This is a genomic window from Ochrobactrum sp. XJ1, assembly GCF_024701725.1.
Taxonomy (GTDB): Bacteria; Pseudomonadota; Alphaproteobacteria; order Rhizobiales; family Rhizobiaceae; genus Brucella; species Brucella anthropi.
Map to the genome: position 1 here is coordinate 1 of NZ_VDGD01000008.1, position 24,903 is coordinate 24,903.

The following is a 24,903-nucleotide window of genomic DNA, read 5'->3' on the forward strand; positions in this document are numbered from 1 at the left end:
ATCGCAAATATCCGCTTCCTCACACGGCGTATCGCAAGAGCCTGATATCATTACATTCATTATGATTCAGGCTCTAAGGTGGATTGGCACTACATTGCGCCTGGCAAACCCATTCAGAACGCTTTCATCGAAAGCTTCAATGGACGGCTGCGAGACGAGTTCTTGAATGAAACCCTCTTCTCGTCACTGACCCATGCTCGATCAGCGCTTTCAAACTGGCGCGGCGATTACAACGATCACCGTCCACATTCTGGCCTCGGCTGGCTGACACCTGCCGAGTTCGCTCAGACCATCAACCCGCGACGTGATGCGGTGCTGCGCAGCCGAAATGGCTCCGCACCGCAACCCGCCGCTACCGCCCCAAATACAGCAACCCAAAACCGCTGGAGCGAACTCAAAACTGGATAAAACTTGGGGGCAAGGTCAGCAGCGTACACCCGAATGACAGACTGCTTTACTTGGACAAGATAACCAATTCGGTCGAAACCGGCGAAAAATTTGAACACAAGTTTCGAAATCGCCGCTGGGATGGTGAATATCGATGGACGCAGGGTTATGCTAACCCGCTTCGCGATGAGGAGGGCAATATAATCCGTTGGTATGGCGCCAACATTGACATTCATGACCAAGAAGTTTCTCAAAATGAATTGCGAGAAAAAGAACGTTTCCTTTCGCGCTTGGTTGAGACGTTACCGGCAATGGTTGACTGTGCTGCGCCGAATGGTGAGCCAGTTTACCGGAGTCAACAGCTTCGGGAATTTCTTGGATATGAGCTCGAGGAGTTGGATAGTTCAGGAAAATCACGGCTTGCGGCCACGCTTGATACAAGTGTTCATCCTGATGACTTAGCAGTAGTTAAGAAGAGATATTCGCAATGCCTTTCGTCAGGCGAACCCTACGCGCATAAGCACCGTTTGCAGCGCTTCGACGGCGAATACCGTTGGGTCGAAACTCGCGCAGTGCCAATGCATAATACTGCTAGTGAAATAGTACAATGGAACGTTATATGCATTGACATCGATAGCGAAGTGCGGGCTCAGGAAGCCCTGCGCTTGGCTCAGGAAAGGCTTTTTCGCGCTAGCCAAACAGCAAGTCTCGCCGAGCTATCGGCGTCAATTGCGCATGAGGTTAATCAGCCACTCGCTGCTGTCGTAGCAAATTCATATGCATGTCATCGTTGGTTGTCAGCAACACCGGTGAATCTAGAGCGGGCAAAACAAACGGCTGAACGCCTCATACGAGATGCTAACACCGCCAGTGATATAGTTAATCGAATCAAAGCATTATTTAAACACTCAGCAGATGAGCGCATTCTCACCGATATTGGAAACATAATATCTGAAGCGCGAGCCCTGCTGGCTGGAGATGCATTACGACACCGAGTTGAAATACTCGTCGAAGGAGAGTTTGGCTTGCCACAGTTGATGGTAGATCGAACACAAATACTCCAAGTGCTAGTGAATTTAATGCGTAACGCGATAGAAGCCATGGAAGGCTCTCAATATGGGAGGGTCCTCAGAATAAACGCGGTACCGACAAACGCAGGAGTTCGCATCGAAATCAGCGATCTTGGTATTGGTCTCACCGAGTTTGAAAACATCTTTGAACCATTTGTATCCGCGAAGATTAACGGAATGGGCATGGGACTTGCCATTTGCCGTTCCATAGTCGAAGGGCATGGTGGACGATTAACGGCAGAACCCAACCAGCCGAAAGGAGCGAAGTTCATTATAAATTTGCCAACTGGCTTGTGATAATTATCTAGATTGGTTTCGAGTTTGCGCCCGGTTTGATGGCGAAGTAATGCTCGAATGTCAACGTAAATTGTGATGTACAATAGTTAACGAACTTCACACCCATGGTGGACGCAACATGTACTCATTGATCAGTGGGCTCCAACTGAGCCGTCGCAACATGAAAAACATAAGTACCCGGTCCAGCATATTTCGCGGCAGATTGATCGTCTATTTGACCGTGAAACTTTGAATAGAGTGATACCATCGCGGTGAACCGAGAATGCCGAAAACTGTCAGAAGCGCTGAGTTCGGAAATATCAATAACCCGCGCCCCATATCGCATAGCGGCCGTCTTGACCCATGGATCATAAACGTCGTCAGCCCCTACTCGATGGCCACCGGTAATAATCCGGGACACTGCCAGCGCTTTATCGTCACCAGATACCAGCAGATTCAATGGGTGCGCAAGTCGCCCGATCGCATTTAGTTTACGGATCATATCATTAGTATCGATATCTGGGGCGGCTAATACTATATTATCCAAACGCCTAGCCACCTGAAATCGAGAGGTTCGGCTCAACCCGGCTAGGGTTCCCATCGCAAGCCACGCTCCCATGCTATGTGCAAGGAGGCCGACCTTGATCTTTCCTCCCTGGACGAGGATCTCAATTGTCTCGGCAAGACCGTCGGTCGAAGCTAGCGCAGCGCGCCTGTCCGTGCTGTAGCTTAGCGCGTTACCCTGGGACGGCCAGGCAAATAACACTGGGGTTTGGCCATCTGGGGAATCTGCTGTAAGTTGCGCGAGCCGATAGACCGATTCCTGATAAGTGTTGTTATATCCATGTACAAATAGTCTGACAGAAGGGATACGATTGGCAGAAACTATAGCCGAATAAAACTCGTCTGCAGTGAGGCTCCGGGATGTCAGTGTAACAAATTCCTTGGCCGGATCTGGTGGTGCACTGGGCCACTCAACCAAGTTAGCCTTGTGAGTAGGTGGGATTGATATTACATGCTTTACGAATCTCAGGTGCGGTGAGTAGCCACTCGTAAACGTTGTCCCGGAATCATCTGCTGGGGCTCTGACAGTAGAAACATATACTGTCACGCGTTTGCAGTCGGTTCGAGAAAACGACAAATTCGTAGCGCTTCGTTCTAGCTTGGAGCTACACGCAACAAGCCCGAATAACAGGAAGGCCATTACCAATGCCGAGATTGGTATGCTACTCCGGTTGTTATGAAGTGCCGCGCGCGGCAGCGGCAAGATCACGTTTCAGTCCTCCTGGCGATTTTGTTTTCAGAAACAAAATAGAGAGATAATTTTCGCACTATTGGCTATGGGGGACTATCTTCTAAACGGAGAAAACATCCTATGCTAAGTGATAGGAAGCGCTAAACAGTTTCAGGGCCATTCATTGACAGAAGGTTCAATGAGGAAGATATTTCGACGTGTTGGGAACCGATGTTGGCATACGCTCACCAAAGTGACGAAAACGGCACGTAAGTCTATCTATCATGCATCGCTAATCTGATTGCCAGTCAAAGTTTCGCCTATCTCGCGCCCGACCAGATCGCGTCAGATGTTCCTATATCGAGCAACCCCGCGTCTTCATCGTGACTCGGAAGATACAACGTGAGACAGTGACTATGCACATAAATGCGACTAGTCCGGAGCCATCATCTGCCTACGAGTTACATACAGATTCCCGTTGAATGCACATAAATATGCGCATATATTTATCGACCAAAGGAGCATATCTTATGCCACAATTGGAATCTGCCCGGACATTCAAGCGCGCAACCAATCTTTCAATCGATAATGAGCTTCTTTCTGAAGCGCGCCGACATAAGATAAATATTTCGCGTGCAGCCGAGAGTGGAATTGCGCAGGCGCTAGCTGCTGCCAAGTCAGCACTTTGGAAAGAAGAAAATCGTCCAGCGATGCAAAGTTCTAATGCTTACGTCGAAGCAAATGGCTTACCTCTTGGACGTTATCGTCAATTCTAATGGCGAGATATGACGTTTACTCCAATCCGGGTGGCGGCTATGTGCTCGACGTACAGGCTGACCTACTGGAAGAGCTGAAAACACGTATTGTCATCCCTCTAATTATTAAAGCGCTTGCCCCCATCCCGGCGAAGCGGCTCAATCCGAGCTTCGAGATTGAAGGAGAGGAGCATGTGTTGGTTACACAGTTTATGTCGGCAATTCCGGTATCCGTATTAAAGAACCCAGTCACAAACCTTTCTGCTTCACATGACGAGATCGTATCCGCGCTCGATATGGCGTTTCATGGGTTTTGAACTCTACCGTTCAGTTATTCAAATGGATGACAACATTGATAATCAGTCAAGAAACTAAAACTTGACCTGTCGGCGGCGCGACCTACCTGGCGGCATCAATTGCGACAGACTCTCTGTGCCGTGCGTTCACGTATCACCAAAAAGGACTCATTTTCTCCGTTCAGTTTGCACTTGAGACAAGCGTGCGCGCTTTCCGGAGCCAGCAATTCAGAGCGGAAATCTGTCTCTGCTGCCGCGGGTTGCGTTTTCTATTTCAGGACGCTATCTCTCTCACAATGTATCGAACAGATTGATCTTGCGGCCTAACAACAGCTTCTCGTTTTTGAACCGGCCCAGGTACAGTCGTTTTTCTTGCTGACCTATGCGATTCTTGACAGAAAGCTCTCGTTCAAGTGGGTGCCTCCCAAACCTCTCGATTTTCGCGACAGCTTGCAGTTTAAGGTTTAGGTCGTTGGCCCTGGTCTTTGTGCCAGGACGTTCGGGTTGATCTACCCCTGGAAACATTGATCGGATTTGTAAAACACCGGATTCAACATACCGAGTGAAATGCTTCCCCACACCCGGATACGTATCCCTGCCAACACGCCTGTTCTTATATGCGACGATGAAATGGCACACCAGAGTTGCCATCCGTGACAACTATCCAAGGAACTATGTCAACTCCTGGCTCGCGGAGTTTTTATCACTACCTATAGATTGTTTTTTCCGAATCCATTGCTTGACCAAGGCATGATTACGAAAATATTCGCTCCACGAAATGCTTGATCTTATTTCCACATTAAGCATTGATCTATATATTCTACGATCGAGCCAATTCCGACTAGCAAACCAGGAGAAAATCCACGTGGCTAACGAAACGATTACAGACACAAATCCGACTGTAACGAAAACTGATGCTGCTGAACCTGTCGGCAACCAACCAAAGACGCGCGCTCCGCGGAAAAAAGCCGCACCAAAATCAAAACGAACTGGAACCGCCTCTTCTCCAGCTGCAACCAAAGTTGCTATCAAGGCCGCTAAAGCGGTCAAAGCTGCTTCAAAGGCTGAGCCCGCTACACTACCGCCGTTGGAGCGCAAGCGCAACAAGTACACGCCGGCTCAGCGTGCCTCCATTCTCGCTTCTATCGAGAAAGCAACAAAGGGTGGAAAATCCACTCTCAAGGTTGCTTTGCAGCAGGCTGAAGTGAGTGAACAAACCTACTACAACTGGAAAAACGCTGCTGCAAAGCACAGACCCGTGTCATCTACGGGCTTGTCCAGCGATGATCTTTCGAGTTTGGTTGCACTTGAAGCGGAGAACCTCAAACTACGCAAGGAACTTGCTGCAAAACTGCGCGCCGAGAATGAGGAATTGCGTAAACGTCTCGGCCGGACTTGAGACGAGCCGTTGCCAGTATCTGCACCAGAGACCATCCAGACAGGTGACTCCTGCACAAGTCACCTGTTACGTATTTTCATGCCTGAATGACTTTGGAGATCAGCGCCGCGTTTTTTGTTTGGTTGCTGGATCAAGTACATCGTTCACCACTCGCTCTCAATGGGGGCGATAGATTGTCTACAACCAGCTCAGGAAGCCGATGCAGTCGTACCAGTTTTACAGCAATCCACGCCTACCCGATGACATACCAATAAGCTGCGTCCGTCCGGATCAACCTCATTTGCGATCAAGTCGACAGTGCACCCGCTGGTAAAAGCGGACGCTTTCACGAAGTAGCAAATCTTGCCCCGAGAAGATGTTCTTTAGAATATCGAAGCGCGCGGCAACACCACCCGCCACCAGCACAGGTTTTCTGGCCTGCCAACCTATTGCGGCTATCAGCCGGCCCGACGGAGCCGAACTGGAGATCAATCAGGTGTGAGTGCAAGTGTCGCCTAGGTTGTGTCGGGGCTAACAGCATCAAGGAAACTCACAGTAGGAACGAAGAACAGTGAGCCTGTTACCGCACGACTGAAATCGAGAATATGATCGTAAGTGCCGGGTGGATTGCCGATGAACATATTCTCCAGCATTTTCTCGATACGAGACGGCGAACGGGCGAAGCCGATAAAATAAGTGCCGAATTCTCCTTTGCCTACTGCGCCAAAAGGCATGTTGTCACGCACGATCTGAAGCTGTTCTCCGTTCTCTTCAATGTTCGTAAGTACATTGTGAGCATAAGGCTTCTTTTGCTCATCGCGTTGCTCAATATCAGACAGCTTGTGCCGACCTATTATGTTTTCCTGTTCCTCGATCGGGACTCTGTTCCAGCTATTGAGGTCATGAAGATATTTCTGGACGATCACGTAGCTGCAGCCGGAAAATTCAGGATCCTCGTTTCCAATGAGAGTTGCTGCAAGAGCGGCCTGATCGACTGGATTTTCGGTACCGTCGACGAAACCCAAGAGATCGCGGTCGTCGAAAAACTTAAAGCCGTGCACCTCATCGGCAACGGAAACACAACCTACAAGCCGCGACATGATATGACTTGCCAACTCAAAGCACTGGTCCATGCTGTCTGCCCGGACATGGAATAGAATATCACCGGGTGTCGATACGGCGGTATGAACGCCGCGTATCTCACGGAATACATGCAACTCCTTCGGTCTCGGTGAACCGAAGAGACGGTCCCAGGCCCGCGCTCCAAAACCGGTGACGCAGGAGAGTTGCCCATTCAATCGCCGGAAACCGACACCTCGCACCAGGCTCGAAAGATCAGCGCACAGACCACGCACAGTCTTTTCTGCTTCATGACCGTCATTCATAGTCACGACCAGAAAGATCGCTGCTCTCGTCAGTTTTCCGACAACGGACTGCGAAACCGGGAGAGATGAAATATCGTCTATGGCCATGTTCACTCCGTCTCGGCAGATATTAGGTTTCCAGGGCTTGGCAACCCCTCAACTATGATTACCCAAAGCCAGACTTTCCGCCAAGCTATATCAACCGGCAACCAAAACGATCCACTTATCGGAGATAAGTGGACTTTTGCCCGGCACACACGGACAGCACGGCACGAGCTATGCACTTTCGCGCGGGTGATTGGAACAGCTGACGATGCCGCCATAACCTGCGCAAATGGTTTAAAACTGGTGTCATCGAAGGCTTCATTACTGCTTCAAACGGCTCGGCCAATTCGATCAGGTAGCGTTTGATGAACGTGCTACGATCACCAAAAAAGGACGTTGCGATCGGAACATTCCAGCAATACACCCCCGAACATCTGGCGGGGGGAAGATACAACGAACAGAGGATCGGGCGAGTTTCTAAGGCCATCTTCAATCAAATCTAATCAGGGGGCGACGTCAAATGGTCAGGCAGACGGAATGCCACAAGCCTCGATTGTTTTAAAGATTCGCTCCGCAATAAGCGGAACTGAAAGTCACTGAACGTAAGAAACCAAGTTCGCATGGACTTCGAAAACTCTATAAATGCCCTTCCGAGACTCCCGTGATGTTCACTCGGTTCGTCAGGCTAAATTCTCTTTTAATTATGTCACGTCGTTCGCCAGCGCTGAAGCATTGACTTTTGTCAGTATCGATGACTAATGTCAGAACACCGAGGAAAGAACCCCAATGCCCGTCCGACCGATTGACCAGATCATCCATAAGGCCGCCTGGCTATATTATACGCACGGCCTGCGCCAAGACGAGGTAGCGCAGCGGCTTGAAATCTCCCGCGCTTCGATTGCGATGTATCTGCGCAAGGCCCGCGAGATGGGGATCGTCACGATCTCGACCTCCTCAGAACTGTTTTCAGACGATGTGCTGGCGCGTGAACTGGAAGACGCGACAGGCCTGAACACTGTCTGGCTGGTGCCGGAAGACCGACAAGCGATGGATCCAGCTGCTGAAATGCCTGTCGTCGCAGCTTCTGTTTTCCTTGAACTCCTCAACAAGGGCGACCGCGTCGGCGTTGCCTGGGGCCGCACCGTCTATCACATTGCCGACGTAATGCCTTTCGCAGATCTGAGCAGCGTTACCGTTGTTCAGCTCTGCGGCAATCTCGGTGCGCCCTATTCCTATAGGCCGGACCAATGCACTACGGAAATCGCTCGCCGCCTCAATGCCGAAGGCATCAACTTCTACGCGCCGCTCGTTCTCTCTTCCGAGCGCCTCGCTGACGAATTGCGCGGTGAACCTGTCATCAAAGAACAGCTCGCTACAATCCCGGACTGCAATCTGGCGCTTTATTCCGTCGGCGGTATTGAGGATGACAGCCATCTCGTTAAATGCGGCGCGCTTTCGGCTGCCGACATGCATGCCATGGGCGAAAAGGGCGCTGCCGGGGTCATTGCCGGTCAGCTCATAGATCGCGATGGCCAATGGCTGGATTGCAATCACAACAGGCGCTGCATTTCCGCCGACCTCGCCTCCATTCGCGCCATCAAGAAACGCATGCTTGTCGTGCAGGAAGACAACAAGTTCGAGCCCCTGGTGGCGGCGTTGAAGGGCGACTTTGCTTCCCATCTCGTCATTACCACCTCGATGGCGCGTCGGATTTTGGATCGCTGGAGCGAGGATGGGCTCGGCAAAGGCGGTTCAAGCAAGGCTTGAGCCAGAAAAGTTTGGGTCCGCCGATGCCGGTCGGGCCGGTTTATCGGGAGGCTGACTACCATGGAAAATCTCTGGCGCGATGACGAAGCGGAAAAGGTCATCGCCGAATACGCCGCGAAAGGCGTCAACCGCGATTTGGCGCTGCGTACCTATACGACGCGGCTTCTGGGTGGCGAGCCACGACTGGTGCTACATGGCGGCGGCAACACGTCGGTAAAAACCGAGGTAACAGACCTCGTCGGCGACACGCATGCGGTGCTCTGCGTCAAAGGCAGCGGCTGGGACATGGGAACTATCGAACCGGCAGGCCTGCCCGCTGTGAAAATCGACGCCCTTCTCAAGAGCCGCAAACTCGACAGGCTTTCGGACGAGGATATGGTGACGCTGCTGCGCGCCAATCTCATCGAACCCGCCGCTCCGAACCCTTCGGTAGAAGCGCTACTGCATGCCTTCCTCCCGCACAAGTTCATCGACCACACGCATTCGACGGCTATTCTCGCCATTGCAGATCAGGCCGAGAGCCAGAAGATGAGCACAGAACTCTTCGGCAAGAAAATGGGCTTTGTGCCCTATATCATGCCCGGCTTCGCGCTCGCCAAGGCGGCCGCCGAAGTGTTCGAACAGGACCCGACGGTTGAGGGCCTGATCCTCGACAAGCACGGCATCTTCACCTTTGGCGACACTGCGAAGGAAGCCTATGACCGGATGATCCACTATGTCACGGTCGCGGAGGATCACGTCAAGAACCACGGTCGCAATCCGTTCACGCCCGCCACCCTCCCTGCTTCGCTGGCAAGGCCCGGCGATATCGCCTCCATGCTGCGCGGCGCAGTTGCCGTCGACAAGGGAGAAGGTCGCTACGACCGGATGGTCAGCGTTTTCCGCACAACTCCGGCTATTCTCGATTTCGTCAATGCCCGCGAGGTCGCGGACATGGCGGCGCGCGGTGTCTCCACACCCGATCTTTCAATCCGCATCAAGACCGGCCCTATGGTGTTGCCCGCACCGGCCACGGATGATCTCGCCGGCTACCGTGCCGTCATCGACCAGCACGTCGCAACCTTCGTCGCCAATTACACCGAATATTTCCGTAGCAACGATGCGCGCGACGATGTCAAGCGCACCATGCTCGATCCCATGCCGCGCCTGACGCTGGTGCCCGGCCTTGGCATGTTTGGCCACGGTCGCACCTTCAAGGATGCGACCATCGCCGTCGATGTCGGCGAGATGTGGATCGAAGCAGCACGCGATGCAGAATCCGTTGGTCGCTTTGAGCCGGTCAGCCGTCCCGATCTCTTCGATCTCGAATATTGGTCGCTCGAACAGGCAAAGCTCGCGGGCGCCAAGCCGAAACCGTTCACTGGGCAGGTCGCTGTCGTCACTGGCGGTGCGGGAGCCATCGGTGCTGCCGTCGTCAAGGCCTTTGCAGCCGAGGGCGCTCATGTCGTTGCGCTCGATCTCGATGGCGAGAAGGCTTCGGCGGTTGCGAAGGCTGCCGGAAACAGTTCCATCGGCATTGCCTGCGACATCACCGATCCCGCATCTGTGCGAGCCGCCTTTGATAAGGCAGTCGCAACATTTGGCGGCGTCGATATTGTGGTGTCAAATGCCGGCGCGGCCTGGGAAAGCCCTATCGCCACGATGGACGACACGCTGCTGCGCAAGAGTTTCGAGCTCAATTTCTTCGCTCATCAGACTGTCGCACAAAATGCCGTGCGCATCATGAAGGCACAGAAAACCGGCGGCGTACTGCTGTTCAATGCCTCCAAGCAGGCGGTCAATCCGGGCGCAAAATTCGGTGCCTACGGCCTGCCGAAAGCGGCAACGCTCTTCCTGTCACGCCAGTACGCGCTGGAACACGGTGCCGACAACATCCGCGTCAATGCGGTTAATGCCGATCGCATCCGTTCCGGCCTGCTGAACGATGAGATGATTGCCAATCGGGCTGCGGCTCGCGGCCTCTCCGTCAAGGACTATATGGGCGGCAATCTGCTTGGCCTTGAAGTGACGGCTGAAGATGTCGCCCGTGCCTTCGTGCACCATGCACTAGCCGAACGCACGACGGCCGACGTGACTACCGTCGATGGCGGGAATATCGCGGCAGCCATGCGTTGATTTTTCGGGCTGGTGCAGACAACTTCCTCAGCCTTTCAGACATATAGAAAGGGGCGGTCCGATGGACCGCCCCTTTCTTCATTCCGTCATGCCTAGAGCGGTTGTTTCACCGCATTATCCTACGCAAAGCCGCTTCGCACCTTTGCTGGAAATGCTCTAAATCAGGGCTTCGGCATCCATGCAGGCATGGCAACATCGGCATGGGCGAACTGCGGCAGTTTCGTGCCGAGCTCTTCCATATTCTTGATGTCCTGATCGTTGAGATCTTTCTGCGTAATCAGCGTCGGCGGCACGATGACCTGCTTGCCCGGATTTTCACCGGCCAGCAGCATGGCGAGCGAGCGCACGGAAACCTGACCAACCACAGCCGGGTTGGTCGCTGCTGTCGCGACCCATGCAGAACCGGATTCACGCATGGCGGCGATGTCGGAGGTCGAGATATCCGCCGAGTAAATTTTCACGTCGGAAGACATGCCCGCTTCGTCGACCGCAATCTTCACGCCCTTGGCGAATTCGTCATAGGGTGCAAACATCACGGTGATGTCGGGGTTGGCAGAAATCACCGAGCGCGCCTGATTGGCAACCGAATTGGCGATGGGATTATCCATCGTGCCGAATTGGGCAGCTTCCTTGATGCCCGAATATTTCGCTTTGAACTCTTTCCATTTCTCGTCACGACGGTCGAGCGGCGCGATGCCTGCGACATAGACATAGCCAGCCTTGAAGCTCTCGCCATTGTCCTTGATCGCCTGTTCAAGTGCCAAACGAGCGAGGTCATGATCGGACTGCTCGACTTGCGGGATCTTCTCGTTCTCGACATTCACATCGAAAGCGACCACCTTGATGCCCGCGTCGACCGCACGCTTGGCGGCTTCCTTCATAGATTCAGTCAGGCCGTGCTGGATGATGATGCCCTGCACACCAAGCGCAATGGCCTGATCGACCATATCGGCCTGCAGAGCTGCATCCTGACGGCTGTCGAACACCTGAAGCTGGACGCCCAGCGCCTTGGCCTGTGCTTCAACGCCCGCGAGGTAAGACTGGAAGAAGTCGCCGGTCGACAGATAGCGCACGAGTGCGATCTTCACCTCACCCGGCTTGTCGAAAGGTTTCGGCATATCCGCCGCAAGGGACGGCGTGGCAAATGTTGCTGCAGCCATCAGCCCGAGCGTCAGCTTGCCCAGGGTTCTACGCGTGAAATTCATGTCAGTCTCCTCCACTGATCAATATTGTTAGCCCGCTGAAGGTTCCCGCCTCAGCGTTTGCCTCTTTTCGAGAGCGCAAAGGTGAAAATCAGGGCGATGACGAGCACCGCGCCCTTGACGAAATCCTGGGTGTAGTAAGGCGCGTTCATCATCGTCAGGCCCTGCAAAAGAATGCCGACGAAGAGAGCGCCAACGGCAGTGCCGAACGCATTCGGCTTGGCAGCGCCAAGCACTGCGAAACCAATGAGGGCTGCGGCAACGGCATCGAGAAGCAGATTATTGCCCGAGGCGATATCCCCGCGCCCGAGGCGGGCGGCAAGCAGAATGCCGCCGATCGAGGCGAAGACGCCGGAGATGATATAGGCCGAGATCTTGTAGGCATTGACCGGCGCGCCGGCGAGGCTTGCCGCGCGCTCATTGGAGCCGACAGCGTACATCATCCGGCCGAAGCGGGTATATTCAAGGAAGAACCAGATGACGATGGCCAGCACGATCAACACGACCACCGAAACTGGCACCAGATTGGGCAGGATGAAATCGAAACGATGACGGCCAAGCGCGAGGAAGGCCGGGCTGAAAGCGCCCGTTGCCGTCGAGCCATCCGGCAACGTCATGCCCGTTGCAATCGAGCGTCCTTCGGTCGGGATACGCTGCAGGCCGAGCAGCAGGAACATCATTCCAAGCGTCGCCAGAAGATCGGGAACGCGCATATAGACGATGATGATCCCGTTCACCAAACCGACGAGCACGCCCACGGCTAGGCAGACGAGTGTCGCTGTCAGGGCGTCACCACCCATGACCACCATCACATAGGACGAAGCCATCATGGCGGTAGTCGCAACCGAGCCAATGGAAAGATCGAAACCGCCGACAACGAGTGTCGCGGTGACACCAAGTGCAAGAATACCGGTGATCGACACGGATTGCAGGATAAAGACCGCGCTCTGGGGCGAAGCGAAACCACCGGTTACAGCCGAGAAATAGAGCACCATGCCAGCAAGCAGCACGAGGAAGCCATATTTGATCGCGGTTTCCCGGATATTCAGGACCGCAGGCGGAACTGCGCCGGTGGCGGCGGATTTGCTCTGTTCACTTATCATCATGCACTGACCTGTTGATGGGATTGTCCGGCAATCTCGGAGAGCAGCCGCTCGACATCGACGTCGACATTGCGGTGCTCGCCTACGATGGTGTGTTCCGACATCACGAGAATGCGGTCGGCGACTTCGAAGGCTTCATCGAGCTCCGTCAGGAAAAGAATTGTGGTGCGCCCTGCCGCAGAAGCGCGCAGCTTCTCACCTATGTCGCGACGAGCGGCGATATCGACGCCCTGGAAGGGCTCATCGAGGATGAGCAGTCGCGATGGCTCGGAAAGCCAGCGGCCAACCATAACCTTCTGCTGGTTGCCGCCCGACAGCGTCTGCATCTCGTCACGCTCATTGCGGCAGACGACACCGAGCGACGAAATCTGCTGGCGCGCCGTTGCCTTCTCTGCCCGTCGGCTTGAAATGCCGAAAGTCGAAAGCCGGCGTAAGAATGGCAAGCTGATATTCTCGTAGATATTGAAGTCCGGCACGATGCCGCTAATCGCACGGTCCTTGGCGACAAGGAAAACGCCTCTAGCAATCGCCTGACCCGTTGTCTTCGGTGCATAGTTCACGCCATCCAGCGTCATTTCGCCTGCTTCCGGGGCCCGCGCACCAAACAGCGTTTCAGCAAGTGCCGTCTTGCCGACTCCAACAAGACCCGTGACTGCGACGATCTCGCCATCGCCGAGATCGAAATCGAAGGGTCGCGCCTGTTCGGAAAGCTTAAGGCCCCGCACGCTGAAGACCGGGCGACTTGCGTCGCGCACGGCAACGGCACCAGCCGACACCTTGCGCCCCAACATGGCATTGACCGCGCCCTCGTAATCGAGTTCCGGCCCCTCGAAACGGCCCGTGATGCGACCGTCGCGCAGCGACACGATGCTGTCGGCAAGGCGACGAATATCCGACATGCGATGCGAGATATAGAGAATGGCGACACCCCGCGCCTTCAACCGATCAACGAGGTCGAACAGACGATCCGCCTCGGCACTGGAAAGCGACGACGTCGGTTCGTCGAGGATCAGCACTTTCGGTTCATGCGCCATGGCACGCGCAATCGCCACCATCTGGCGATCCGCAAGTGTCAGGTCAGTGATATTGGCCGAAAGGTCGATGGCAAGGCCCATGCGCGAGGCGACCGCCGCCGCTTCGCGACGCACCCGGCGCGGATTGAAAAAAAGCCGCGCACCACGCCCGTTCAACCGATCGAGCGTGAGATTGGTCGCCACATCGAGATCGGCGACGACGCCGTCATTGATGTTCTGATGCACTGTGACAACGCCGGCACGGATTGCCTCGGCGGGCGTCGCTGGATCAAAGGCAGCATCTGCCAGCGTGATGGTGCCGCCACCACGCGTGTAGACGCCCGAGAGGATGCGCACGAGCGTCGATTTTCCGGCGCCGTTGGCACCCATCAAAACCGTCACTGCGCCTGCTTTGAGGTCGAGGTCAACACCTTGCAAGACCGTCACCGGTCCAAAGGATTTGCGCACGTCCTCAATGCGAAACACTGGCTGTTCGCTCATAAACTCCTCCCACTGACGCCACGTTAAGATAGGCCACCATCAAATGTCAAGGCCATTGACATTTGACAGAATGATGCCTTAGCTGTGGGAAAGACGGCATGGCGGCGCATGGTGGAGGCGGCCCATGCGCAGGAGGAGAGCATTATGGACAGCCACGTCTTCGAGGCGCTGAGTATAGAGACACTGCCCGTTCGGCTTGGCGGCAACGCCGCCCTGAAAGAGACGGTCGGAAGCGATTCGTCGCGCTGGACCATCCGGGAAGTCGGTGACGGCAATCTCAATCTGGTCTTCATCGTCACAGGTGAAGCGGGCGCTGTGATCGTCAAGCAGGCGCTGCCTTACGTGCGCCTCGTCGGCGAAAGCTGGCCGCTTCCGCTCAAACGCTCGTTTTTCGAATATCACGCTCTCAAGCGCCAGGGCGCGCGTGACCCGGGTATGGTGCCGGAAATCCTGTTCTTTGACGAAGCCCAGGCAATCATCGTCATGGAATTCCTGACCCCGCACATCATTCTGCGCCGTGCTTTGATTGACGGTCGCGAACTTCCCAAGATCGGTCGTGACCTCGGCCTCTTCGTTGCTCGTACTCTTTTCCGGGGGTCCGACCTTTCCATGGTGACCCGCGAGAAGAAGGCGGATGTCGCCTTGTTCTCTGACAATGTCGAGCTTTGCGACATCACGGAAAATCTCGTCTTTTCCGATCCCTATTTCGAGGCAAAGCTCAATCACCACACCACACCGCAGCTCGATCCAATCGTGGCGGAATTGCGCGCCGACCGCGAGCTCAAGGTGGAAGCGCAGCGGCTGAAACACCTCTTCTCTGCCAAGGCCGAAACACTATGCCATGGCGACCTGCACACCGGTTCGGTCATGGTGACCGACGATGAGACCCGTGTCATCGATCCGGAATTTGCCTTTTACGGTCCAATCAGCTTCGACGTCGGCATGCTGATCGCCAATTTCTGGATGAGCTATTTTTCACAGGCTGGTCATGAGACTGCACCCGGCGCTCGCGACAGCATGCGTGCCTATCTTCTGGATACGATCGACACACTTTGGGAAACGTTCCGCGCCGAATTCGCTGCCCTGTGGCGTACGGAGCGTAAGGGTATCCTCTATCAGGCAAGCCTCTTCGAAGATCGCCAGGACCCGCTTGCCGCCGAACAGGCACTCAACATCGTCATCGACGAGATCTGGCACGAAATGCTGGGCTTTGCCGGCATCGAAACCCATCGCCGCATCCTGGGCCTTGCCCACAATGCCGATTTTGAAACCATCACCGACCCCGACCGCCGCGCTTCTTGCGAGAGCAAGGCGCTGAAGTTCGGGCGTCACCTCGCCGTCAACCGGCAGCGCATCCATAGTCTTCGGGATATCCGAGAGACCGCGGAGCGGCTTGAAAAGGAGATTCTCGCGTGAAAGTCGGAGAACGCCACTACCATACGATCTGGCTGAACGAAGACGGTCGCTCCGTTGACATCATCGACCAGCGCTGGCTGCCGCATGAATTCCGTGTCGTGACACTGAAAACCGTCGCCGATGTCGCCGATGCAATCCGCGACATGTGGGTACGCGGCGCGCCGCTGATCGGCGTCACCGCCGCCTACGGCGTCGCCATCGCGATGGCGAAAGACCCCTCGGATGCTCACCTCGATGCCGTATGGGAAGAACTCAACGAGACCCGTCCCACCGCCATCAACCTGCGCTGGGCGCTGAATGCGATGCGCGAATATCTGCGTCCATTGCCAGAGGCGGAACGTGCGGATGCTGCCTATAAGCGTGCCGCCGAGATCGCCGAAGAAGATGTTGAGCTCAACCGCGCAATCGGCGCGAACGGCCTCGATGTCATTCGCGAGATCGCTTCGAAAAAGAAGCCGGGCGAGCCCGTGCGCATCCTTACCCATTGCAACGCAGGCTGGCTTGCTACCGTCGATTATGGCACCGCGACCGCGCCGATCTATATGGCCGTCGAGGAAGGAATCCCGGTCCATGTCTATGTCGATGAGACGCGTCCGCGCAATCAGGGTGCCTATCTGACGGCTTGGGAAATGAACGGCCATGGTGTGCCGCACACGCTGATCGTCGACAATGCCGGTGGACATCTGATGCAGCACGGCGATATCGATATGGTGATCGTCGGCACAGATCGCACCACTGCAAACGGCGATGTCTGCAACAAGATCGGCACCTATCTCAAGGCGCTCGCGGCGCGTGACAACGACGTGCCGTTCTATGTTGCACTCCCCTCGCCAACCATCGACTGGACGGTGCATGACGGTGTCAAGGAAATCCCGATCGAAGAACGCAACGCCGACGAAGTGAGCTTCGTCCAGGGCCGCGCCGCCGATGGATCCATTGCGAGCGTCCGCATCTCGCCCGAAGGCAGCCCTGCCGCCAATCCCGCCTTCGATGTCACGCCAGCCCGCCTCATCACCGGCCTCATCACGGAGCGCGGCATCGCAACGCCGTCGCCTGAAGGCCTGAAGGCGCTCTTCCCGGAAAGAAGCTGAGACGATGGTTCTGACCAACGAAAAATCCACCGAGGAAATCGCACTCGGCATCCGTCGACGGGTCTTCTTCCATACGATGAAGAACAATGGCGGCTATCTGAGCCAGGCCTGCTCCGCCGCCGAGAGCCTTGCGCTGCTCTACAATGAGTTGCTGACGCTCGGCGAGCCAACCCTGCCGAAAGTGCCGTTGCCTTTCCGTGGCGTGCCTTCGGCGCATAATCCGGATGCCTTCACCGGCGCCGGATATCATGGTCCCGTCGGTCCGAACTTCGACCGCTTCTTCATCTCGCCTGCCCATTATGCGCTCGTCATCTATTCCGCGCTGATCGAAATGGGACGGATGGACGAACACGCGCTTGATCATTTCAACAAGGATGGCGGCTCCGTCGAAATGATCGGCGCCGAACATAGCCCCGGCATGGAAGTGACCACAGGATCGCTGGCCCAGGGGCTTTCCATGGCGTCAGGCGTCGCCTGGGCGCGGCTGCGTAAAAAGGAGCCCGGCAAAGTCTGGGTCTATATGTCCGACGGCGAATTCCAGGAAGGCCAGACCTGGGAATGTCTTGCGGCGATGAGCTACCACAAGATCGACAACATCCGCGTGATCGTCGATGTAAACCGCCAGCAATGCGACGGCGCCATGTCTTCCGTGCTCGACCTTGGCGACCTTGCGTCCCGTGTGGCGTCCTTTGGGGTCACCTGCCGTTCGGTGGATGGCCACGATCTGGGCGCACTACGTGCAGCTGCCGAGAGCGCGGAGGCTGACAAGCCACTTGTCATCCTCGCCAACACCTCGCCTTACCAGGGCATGGATTTTCTGAAGAAGCGTTTCCCGCGCCTGCACTATGTCCGATTCAAGAGCGCGGAAGAGAGGCAGGAAATGCAGACGGCACTTGCCATCGAACTCGGTATCGATCTCACTGCGATGGAAAGGGCCTGACAATGGTCGAAATCGTCAACCGCCCTTACGCCAAGGCTTTCGAAGCCTTCGCCACCGCGCGTCCGGAAGTTCTGTGCCTTTCAGCTGATCTCACCTCGTCTTGCGAAGTCGATGGTTTTCGCGATCGGCATCCGGAGCAGTTTCTCACTCTCGGCATGGCCGAACAGAACATGTTGTCCTTTGCTGGCGGTCTCGCCATGCAGGGGTTCCGGCCGTTCATCCATACCTTTTCGGTCTTCCTCTATCGACGGCCCTACGACCAGCTGATCAACTCGATTGCCTATTCCAACCGCAAGGTGCGATTAATGGGGTTCCTTCCCGGCATCACCACACCGGGCGGCATTACGCATCAGGCGATTGAGGATATTGCCGTGTTACGCGCGGTACCGAACATGACGATCCTCGAAACGGGCGATGCGACGGAAGTCAAGACTGTGTTGGAAGTCGCCGACAGCATCGACGGCCCGGTCTATGTGCGCATCCTGCGCGGCGAAGTACCTCGTCTGTTTTCAACGCCTTTTGAATTCAATAAGCTACGCACGCTCTCGGAAGGCGATGACATCCTCGTCGTCTCTTCCGGCGTATGTACCGAGGAAGCGCTGCGCGCCACTGGCCCACTTGCCGCGCGTGGTGTCGGGATCCATCATCTTCACGCCTCCACGCTGAAACCTTTCGATAAGGACGGTCTCCTGAGAGCCGCGCGCGGCAAGAAAGGTATCGTCACGCTGGAAAACCACACCATCATCGGCGGCCTCGGGTCGCTGGTCTCGGAAATCCTTGCGGAAGAAGGGCTTGGTATCCGCCTCAAGCGCCTTGGTCTCAACGACACTTTTGCGCACGGCGCCTCGAAGCCATATCTCATGAAGAAATATGGGCTGGATGCTGGCGCTCTGGTTTCGGCAATTGAGGAACTTGTCGGCAAGAATCTCGCCATCGGCGAAGAGGAACTGGTGGAAGTGCGCCTCGATCATGTGCATTCCGCACAGAAGGCCGAGGCGCTTTGATGGCACCGCGCTTTACGGTTACCTATTTCGTGCGCGCCGCCGACGAGGCGGAGGCCAAAGCGCGTGCGCTCGACATCGCGCTGGAACAGACCGTGGAAATCCCGCGCAACGTCGTGCCGAAAGGCTATGTCGAGGACGAGATACTCGGTCGGTTGGAAAGCCTGCTCCAGGATCCCGAAGGCAGACCGGGATTTCTCGCCGCAATCTCCTATTCGGAGGACGATATCGGCGGGGATTTCCTGCAGTTTCTCAACATCGTCTTTGGTAACAGCTCCATCAAGCCCGGCATCAAGGTCGAGGATATCGGCCTGTCGCCGGGCCTGCTTGATCTGTGCAAGGGACCACGCCACGGCATAGTAGGCCTGCGTGCCCGCGCTGGCATCGGCGAAAAGCCGCTCTTGATGTCCGCCATCAAGCCGGTCGGCCTGTCGACTACGGAGCTTGCCCGCCTCGCCCATGATTTCGCGCTGGGCGGTATGCATTTTGTGAAGGACGACCACGGTCTCGTCGACCAGAAGACCGCTCCCTTCGAGGAGCGGCTGAAGGCCTGTATTGAGGCGATCGGCGAGGCGAATGCGAAGAGCGGCGGTCGCACGAGTTTCGTTCCTAACATCACAGGCCCTGCAACCGCGATCATCGAGCGGGCAAAACAGGCGCAGGAATACGGCGCAGGCGGTGTAATGATCGCTCCAGCGCTTGCAGGCTATGATATCGTGCGTACACTTGCTGCAGATCCGGATTTTTCCCTGCACATCGTCTCGCACCCGGCCTTTTCCGGCGCCAACGTCGTCTCACCTGATTGTGGCTTCTCGCACCGTGCCTTTTTTGGCACACTGCACCGCCTGATGGGCGCTGACGCCGTGATCTATCCAAATTTCGGTGGCCGTTTCGGCTTTACTCGCGAGGAATGTCAATCGATCGCAAAGACCTGCTCCGTGGATATGGGTGGTCCCAAGGCCATCGTCGCGGCACCCGGCGGTGGCATGACCTTCGCCCGCATCCCGGAAATGCGCGAAGCTTACGGCAATGACATCATGTACCTCGTCGGCGGTGCACTGCTGTCGGAGCCTGATCTGGTCAGCGCATGCAAACGCCTTGTTGCCGCAACGGAGTGAACAATATCGAACTGCACCCCGCCACGATGGAGGTTCATTGATCGATCGCCAACGTTATGGCTCCCCTCTGCTTCAGTAGCCTCGCTTGCGGTCAATCTCCCCCATAAGCGCTTCGCCCTTCTGCAGCCGCTGCAGATTTTCAACGAGTATGTCAGCCGCTCCATGGCTGTCAGTCACGCAAGCGATATGGGGTGTAAGGATTACTTTTGCATGCGACCAAAGGGGATGCGCCGATGGAAGTGGCTCAGGTGCAGTCACGTCAATGAAAGCCGACGAAAGATGTCCACTATCGAGAGCTGTAAGAAGGGCATCATAATCCGTATGCGGCCCGCGACCGACCAGAACCACACTTGCCCCCGTCGGCAGGCGCGCAATAAACCCGGCATTGATCAAGCCTTCCGTTTCCGCCGTGAGCGGCAGAAGGCAGACAAGTATATCTGTCTGTGCAACGAATTCGTGAAGCCCATCCTCACCGGAAAAACACTGCACACCCTCAATATTCTTCTCGCTGCGGCTCCAGCCGGACAATGGGAAACCGAAAGGCTTGAGCGCTGTCAACGCGGCCTGGCCAAGATATCCAAGCCCCATTACACCCACCCGGCGGCGATGCGCACTTGGCTGAGGAAGCGTCTGCCAAATCTCGTCACGGCTTTGTTTCAGATAAGCGGGCAATTGCCGGAATACGGACAGCACGGCGAGCGTCACATATTCCTGCATCATCCGTGCAAGACCTGGCTCGGTCATGCGGACAATGCGAACGTGAGAAGGGATATCTGCTTCAAGAAATTGCTCTACACCCGCCCCACTTGAGAAAATGATTTCCAATGCAGGGAAGCGCTCCGCCAGCTCTTCAGGAGCCTGCCAGCATAGCAAATGACGAACCCTTGCCGCAGTGTCTGCATCTAACGCGCCGGAGAGGAACTCCATCTCCGGCAGTTCGTGGGCAAACACGCCGCGAATCTGCTCGGTCCGCGCCGCATCCAGATAACAATAGAAAGCCATGACGCCTCCAGCGCGACACAAGGCATGTGTCACGCGTAAATTTGGATCAATGATTGAGAACGCGGCGCAGGAAGTCCTGTGTACGCGGATGCTGGGGTGCGCCGAGCACGTCCTTGGCCTTACCCTGTTCAACGATGACACCGCCGTCGAGAAAAAGCACACGGTCAGCTACGTCGCGGGCAAAGCCCATCTCGTGCGTCACTACCAGCATGGTGAGCCCCTCATCGGCAAGACTGCGCATGACATCAAGCACATCGCCCACCAATTCAGGATCGAGCGCAGACGTGGGCTCATCGAAAAGGATTGCCTGCGGCCGCATCGCCAAGGCGCGGGCAATCGCAACACGTTGCATCTGACCTCCGGAAAGCTGGCCCGGATAATGGTTGGCCCGGTCTCCGAGACCCACGCGCTGAAGCAGATGCTCGCCATATTTGCGAGCTTCGGCCGGCTTTTCACCTTTGACGTAGACCGGCCCCTCAATGACATTCTCAAGTGCGGTTCGATGGGGAAACAGGTTGAACCGCTGGAAAACCATCGCCATTCGCGTGCGAATATCGTGGATCGAACGATCCTTCGCGTTGACCCGCTGGCCTTCGATCAGAATATCACCGCCCTGATAGGTTTCCAGCCCGTTCAGGCAGCGCAGCATCGTGGATTTTCCCGAACCGGAGGGACCTATGAGGCAGACCACTTCACCCTTCTGCACATCAGCACTGATGCCCTTGAGAACCTGAAGCGGACCATAGGATTTGGTGACGTTCTTTATTTCAATCATCGCCATGATCAGTGTCCGTTTCTTTTACCAAAGAGCTTTTCGAGGCGCCCGACAGCCATCATCAACGGCAAGCTCAGGCAGAGGTAGAACATGGCAACCAGCGTATAGACGCTCATGTTTTTGAAGGTCGAAGAGGCAAGCAGCTGACCTTGTAGAGTTAGTTCAGCAACGGTGATGGCCGATGCCTGCGAGCTGTCCTTCAACAGCATGACCATGATGTTGCCGTAAGGCGGCAGGATCACGCGAACAGCCTGCGGCAGGATCACGCGGCGCATCGTCATGAACCAGCCCATACCGATGGACTGCGCGGCTTCCGTCTGTCCATGGTCGATGGCTTCGATACCAGCGCGGAAATTTTCTGCCTGATAGGCCGAATAGGCAATGCCGAGACCGATGATACCAGCCTGAAGAGCGGACAGCGCAATGCCGAATTCCGGTAGAACGAAGTAGATATAGAACAGCTGCACCAGAATGGGGATACCGCGGATCACATTAACGATAGCTGCGGCAATAGCCGACACCCAGCGAATCCCCGATACCCGCATCAGCGCCCAAACGAGCCCCAGAAGCGTCGAAAGGACAAGGGAACCCAGGGTCACGAGAAGCGTGTATTTCACGCCTTCCAGCAAGATCGGGAAGAACTCGCGGATGTCCATGAGAAAATTTTGCATTGGCTTTAACTCTATTTATTTGGCGCGATCAAACGGGGATTAGGCCTTGCGGCCGGTAGGCCCCGTCTCGTGCGCAGACCGAAAAGCATGAAGGGCTTCAGCTCGGACGCGCGCGTGGAGCACACCTGAAATTTCGAGCATGGGGATTGATCCCCATGCTCGCACTGGAATTATTTCAGTCCGTATTTCGCAAGAATTTTCTGAAGCGTACCGTCCGACTTGATGCGGGCAATGGCCGCGTTGATCTTGGGCATACGTTCATCACCTTTACGCAGGGCCAGGCCAAACTCGCCGCCAGCCGAAGCTTCATAACTCTCGACCATCTTCACCTTGGGGAACCGGCCCTGAGAGAGGTAATAGGCAGCCATCGGACCATCCCCGAAACCGGCATCGATACGCCCGGCGTTCACGTCGGCAATGATATCGGGAATGCCCTTGTAGACCTTAACATCGCTGAACAGCCCGCTCTTCTTGAAGAGATCGACGAAAGTGGTCCCCACCTGCACGCCGATGGTCTTGCCCTTGAGATCCGCATAGGTCTTGTATGCGGTATCATCCGAAACCGGTACGAAGACGCCTTCGCCATAACCATAGACAGGATCAGAAAAGTCCACGACCTTTGCCCGCTCTTCCGTGATGAACATTGCCGAAGCAATCATGTCGATCTTGTTCGAGGTTAGCGATGGCACGAGCGCCGAAAACTGCACGGCTTCGAATTCCGGCTTGATGCCGATATCCGATTCAATGGCCTTGACCACATCGACCAATACGCCATCCATCGCCTTGGTTTCCGTGTTCACAAAAGTAAACGGCAAACCGGTGGGCGAAGAGCCTACTTTGACGACCTCCTGGGCCAAGGCAGGCATCGCGCCCCCCATGATGACCGCCATAGCCGCCAGACCGAAAATTTTCTTGAGACGCATGACATTCTCCTTCCTAAATGCAGCGATAAGCCTGTTATTCGTAACGCCGGTTGTGAAACCGCGTTTGATAAAGTGAAATTCGTTGTGACCAGCGTCCGCGTTGCGGCTTCTCACTCGTGGCCACCCTGAGAACCTGTGCTGTTTCTCAATGCTCGCTCACTGGATGCTGTTGCCTCCAACTTACGATCCTTCCGTTCAAGGTCGGCGAAAACCAGCGGCATGAACCAGGCCTTTCCGCGCCACGTAGGAACAAGACGTGGGGGACGAAAATCGAAACTGCTCTCGCTGTTCGGTACGCCCAGTATTTTCTGCGCTGCTTTGAGGCCGAGCCAGGGAGCCCAGACGACACCCGAGCCACAGAAACCGGTTGCATAATGAACCGCTCCACGTTGAAAAATTCGAGGCACCATGTCCCGATTCATCGCCACATAGCCAAACCAGCTATGCGAGATACCAACGCCTTCAAGTTGAGGGAAAACCCTGCACATTTCTGCATAATTGCGCTGCGTGGCACTATCCGGGTCGCCTCGGCTTGTTACGTCACGCCCACCGAACAAAATGCGCCGTCCATCCGGCGATGGGCGGAAATAGTAAGTCATAGCACGGGTGTCGGTGAGCATTTTCAACCCCGGCACCAAGTCGCGCACACGTTCCTCACCCAGATCCTCGGTTGCGATGATTCGTGAACGCAAAGGCACCAGCCGCTGACGCAACCAACGGTCCGAATGGTCGGTATAACCGTTCGTGCAAACAAGGACTTCGCGTGCCTGAGCGCGGCCACGCGCGGTAATTACTGTCTTTTTATCAGCGCCTTGGTCGATCCCTTCTACGCGGCATTCGGCGTGAATCAGCACCCCTTCAGCGAGTGCAAGCCGCACCAGTTCCGCATGAAATTTTGCCGGATGCAGACCGCCTATATCCATACGCACGCTGCCGCCAGCATAGAGGTCCGTGGCGATATGGCGGCGAACCTCGTTCAAGGGAACCGCATAGGATTCAATGCCGGTCGCGCGCTGGATAGCTTCAGCGCTTCGCGCCATATCGTCATATTCGGCGCGCGTCATCGCACCGCTGAACCGTCCCACAAGCTGGAAATCCGCGTCGATGCCTTCATTAGCCAGAAAATCGATCATGAAGCGACGCGCTTCATGGCCTTCAGCAGCAATCTTGACCGCACGTTCCAAGCCGAACTTGCGCACCAGTGTCTTATCGTCGGGACGAATATTGCCACTGGTAAAGCCGCCGTTGCGGCTGGAAGCGCCAAACCCCAGTTGTTCCCGCTCGAAAACCTGAACCTTTCGCCCTGCGCGCGCCAGATGAAGAGCAGCGCAAAGCCCCGCATAACCCGCACCAACAATGGCAACGTCGCAATCCCGCTCGATTTCGTGGTTCTCGATGCTACGCGGCGGAGCGGCTTCCCACCAATAAGGTGTATCCTTGTGAGCCATGTCCGATATGTC

General features: G+C 55.7%; 20 protein-coding genes and 2 pseudogenes. 12 read left to right on the top strand and 10 right to left on the bottom strand.

Annotation, left to right across the window (positions count from 1 at the left end; all coding sequences use genetic code 11):
- Positions 1-72 precede the first annotated feature (72 nt).
- Positions 73-408 (top strand): annotated as a pseudogene (locus tag FG152_RS15265) (integrase core domain-containing protein); the annotation flags it as partial.
- Positions 409-425: 17 nt separating this feature from the next.
- Positions 426-1,754, top strand: a pseudogene (locus FG152_RS15270) (PAS domain-containing sensor histidine kinase); the annotation flags it as partial.
- Between the two features lie 124 nt (positions 1,755-1,878).
- Here the strand turns inward: FG152_RS15270 and FG152_RS15275 are convergent.
- Positions 1,879-2,937 (bottom strand): alpha/beta hydrolase, encoded by a 1,059-nt coding sequence (locus FG152_RS15275; protein WP_235994224.1) that lies wholly within the window; start codon positions 2,935-2,937, stop codon positions 1,879-1,881.
- A gap of 560 nt (positions 2,938-3,497) precedes the next feature.
- On the opposite strand from FG152_RS15275, the gene FG152_RS15280 reads away from it, so the two are divergent.
- From FG152_RS15280 to FG152_RS15290, 3 genes are all read left to right on the top strand, one after another.
- Positions 3,498-3,743 (top strand): type II toxin-antitoxin system CcdA family antitoxin, encoded by a 246-nt coding sequence (locus FG152_RS15280; protein ID WP_010660453.1) that lies wholly within the window; start codon positions 3,498-3,500, stop codon positions 3,741-3,743.
- Positions 3,743-4,039 (top strand): CcdB family protein, encoded by a 297-nt coding sequence (locus FG152_RS15285; protein ID WP_010660454.1) that lies wholly within the window; start codon positions 3,743-3,745, stop codon positions 4,037-4,039. Before FG152_RS15280 ends, FG152_RS15285 begins: the two co-directional genes overlap by 1 nt.
- 844 nt (positions 4,040-4,883) lie before the next feature.
- Positions 4,884-5,417: a transposase gene (locus tag FG152_RS15290; protein ID WP_036588345.1), complete on the top strand. Its 534-nt coding sequence runs from the start codon at positions 4,884-4,886 to the stop codon at positions 5,415-5,417.
- 494 nt (positions 5,418-5,911) lie between these two features.
- On the opposite strand, the gene FG152_RS15295 is transcribed toward FG152_RS15290, so the two are convergent.
- A complete protein-coding gene (locus tag FG152_RS15295) occupies positions 5,912-6,868 on the bottom strand; it encodes a Dyp-type peroxidase (RefSeq protein ID WP_036588342.1) in 957 nt (318 codons plus the stop codon).
- A 723-nt stretch (positions 6,869-7,591) separates the two neighbouring features.
- On the opposite strand from FG152_RS15295, the gene FG152_RS15300 reads away from it, so the two are divergent.
- Complete coding sequence (locus FG152_RS15300) at positions 7,592-8,572, top strand: sugar-binding transcriptional regulator (protein WP_029928557.1); 981 nt, start codon at positions 7,592-7,594, stop codon at positions 8,570-8,572.
- Positions 8,573-8,632: 60 nt separating this feature from the next.
- Positions 8,633-10,687: a bifunctional aldolase/short-chain dehydrogenase gene (locus FG152_RS15305; protein WP_010660462.1), complete on the top strand. Its 2,055-nt coding sequence runs from the start codon at positions 8,633-8,635 to the stop codon at positions 10,685-10,687.
- 161 nt (positions 10,688-10,848) lie between these two features.
- Here FG152_RS15305 and FG152_RS15310 read toward each other — a convergent pair whose 3' ends face one another.
- Genes FG152_RS15310 through FG152_RS15320 form a run of 3 tightly spaced genes read right to left on the bottom strand, consistent with a single transcriptional unit; the run spans position 10,849 to position 14,506 of the window.
- The gene (locus tag FG152_RS15310) at positions 10,849-11,892 is read right to left on the bottom strand and encodes a substrate-binding domain-containing protein (RefSeq protein ID WP_010660463.1); all 1,044 of its coding nucleotides are present in this window, start codon (positions 11,890-11,892) and stop codon (positions 10,849-10,851) included.
- 50 nt (positions 11,893-11,942) lie between these two features.
- Positions 11,943-12,992, bottom strand: coding sequence for an ABC transporter permease (locus FG152_RS15315; protein WP_029928559.1), 1,050 nt, complete (start codon positions 12,990-12,992; stop codon positions 11,943-11,945).
- On the bottom strand, positions 12,992-14,506 hold the full coding sequence (locus FG152_RS15320; RefSeq protein ID WP_029928561.1) for a sugar ABC transporter ATP-binding protein: 1,515 nt from the start codon (positions 14,504-14,506) through the stop codon (positions 12,992-12,994). The genes FG152_RS15315 and FG152_RS15320 overlap by 1 nt, the downstream gene beginning before the upstream one ends.
- Positions 14,507-14,650: 144 nt before the next feature.
- Between FG152_RS15320 and mtnK the strand changes: the two genes are divergently transcribed.
- Genes mtnK through FG152_RS15345 form a run of 5 tightly spaced genes read left to right on the top strand, consistent with a single transcriptional unit; the run spans position 14,651 to position 20,072 of the window.
- Positions 14,651-15,922 carry an S-methyl-5-thioribose kinase gene (mtnK, locus tag FG152_RS15325; RefSeq protein WP_036581500.1) on the top strand — a complete coding sequence of 424 codons (1,272 nt, stop codon included), beginning with the start codon at positions 14,651-14,653 and terminating at the stop codon, positions 15,920-15,922.
- Positions 15,919-17,013 (top strand): S-methyl-5-thioribose-1-phosphate isomerase, encoded by a 1,095-nt coding sequence (gene mtnA, locus FG152_RS15330; RefSeq protein ID WP_036588340.1) that lies wholly within the window; start codon positions 15,919-15,921, stop codon positions 17,011-17,013. Before mtnK ends, mtnA begins: the two co-directional genes overlap by 4 nt.
- A 4-nt stretch (positions 17,014-17,017) precedes the next feature.
- Positions 17,018-17,953 (top strand): transketolase, encoded by a 936-nt coding sequence (locus FG152_RS15335; RefSeq protein WP_010660468.1) that lies wholly within the window; start codon positions 17,018-17,020, stop codon positions 17,951-17,953.
- Between the two features lie 2 nt (positions 17,954-17,955).
- Entirely contained in the window at positions 17,956-18,957 is a 1,002-nt protein-coding gene (locus FG152_RS15340) for a transketolase family protein (protein ID WP_036588337.1), read from the top strand.
- Positions 18,957-20,072, top strand: coding sequence for a RuBisCO large subunit C-terminal-like domain-containing protein (locus FG152_RS15345; RefSeq protein ID WP_036588335.1), 1,116 nt, complete (start codon positions 18,957-18,959; stop codon positions 20,070-20,072). Before FG152_RS15340 ends, FG152_RS15345 begins: the two co-directional genes overlap by 1 nt.
- 72 nt (positions 20,073-20,144) lie before the next feature.
- On the opposite strand, the gene FG152_RS15350 is transcribed toward FG152_RS15345, so the two are convergent.
- The 5 genes from FG152_RS15350 to FG152_RS15370 form a co-directional block, all read right to left on the bottom strand.
- Entirely contained in the window at positions 20,145-21,074 is a 930-nt protein-coding gene (locus FG152_RS15350; RefSeq protein WP_036582804.1) for a 2-hydroxyacid dehydrogenase, read from the bottom strand.
- Between the two features lie 46 nt (positions 21,075-21,120).
- A complete protein-coding gene (locus FG152_RS15355) occupies positions 21,121-21,849 on the bottom strand; it encodes an amino acid ABC transporter ATP-binding protein (RefSeq protein WP_010660472.1) in 729 nt (242 codons plus the stop codon).
- Positions 21,850-21,857: 8 nt separating this feature from the next.
- Positions 21,858-22,520, bottom strand: a complete 663-nt coding sequence (locus FG152_RS15360) for an amino acid ABC transporter permease (RefSeq protein ID WP_011983115.1) — start codon at positions 22,518-22,520, stop codon at positions 21,858-21,860.
- 170 nt (positions 22,521-22,690) lie between these two features.
- The gene (locus tag FG152_RS15365; protein WP_010660474.1) at positions 22,691-23,443 is read right to left on the bottom strand and encodes an ABC transporter substrate-binding protein; all 753 of its coding nucleotides are present in this window, start codon (positions 23,441-23,443) and stop codon (positions 22,691-22,693) included.
- Positions 23,444-23,553: 110 nt separating this feature from the next.
- Positions 23,554-24,891, bottom strand: a complete 1,338-nt coding sequence (locus tag FG152_RS15370) for an NAD(P)/FAD-dependent oxidoreductase (protein ID WP_010660475.1) — start codon at positions 24,889-24,891, stop codon at positions 23,554-23,556.
- Positions 24,892-24,903 lie beyond the last annotated feature (12 nt).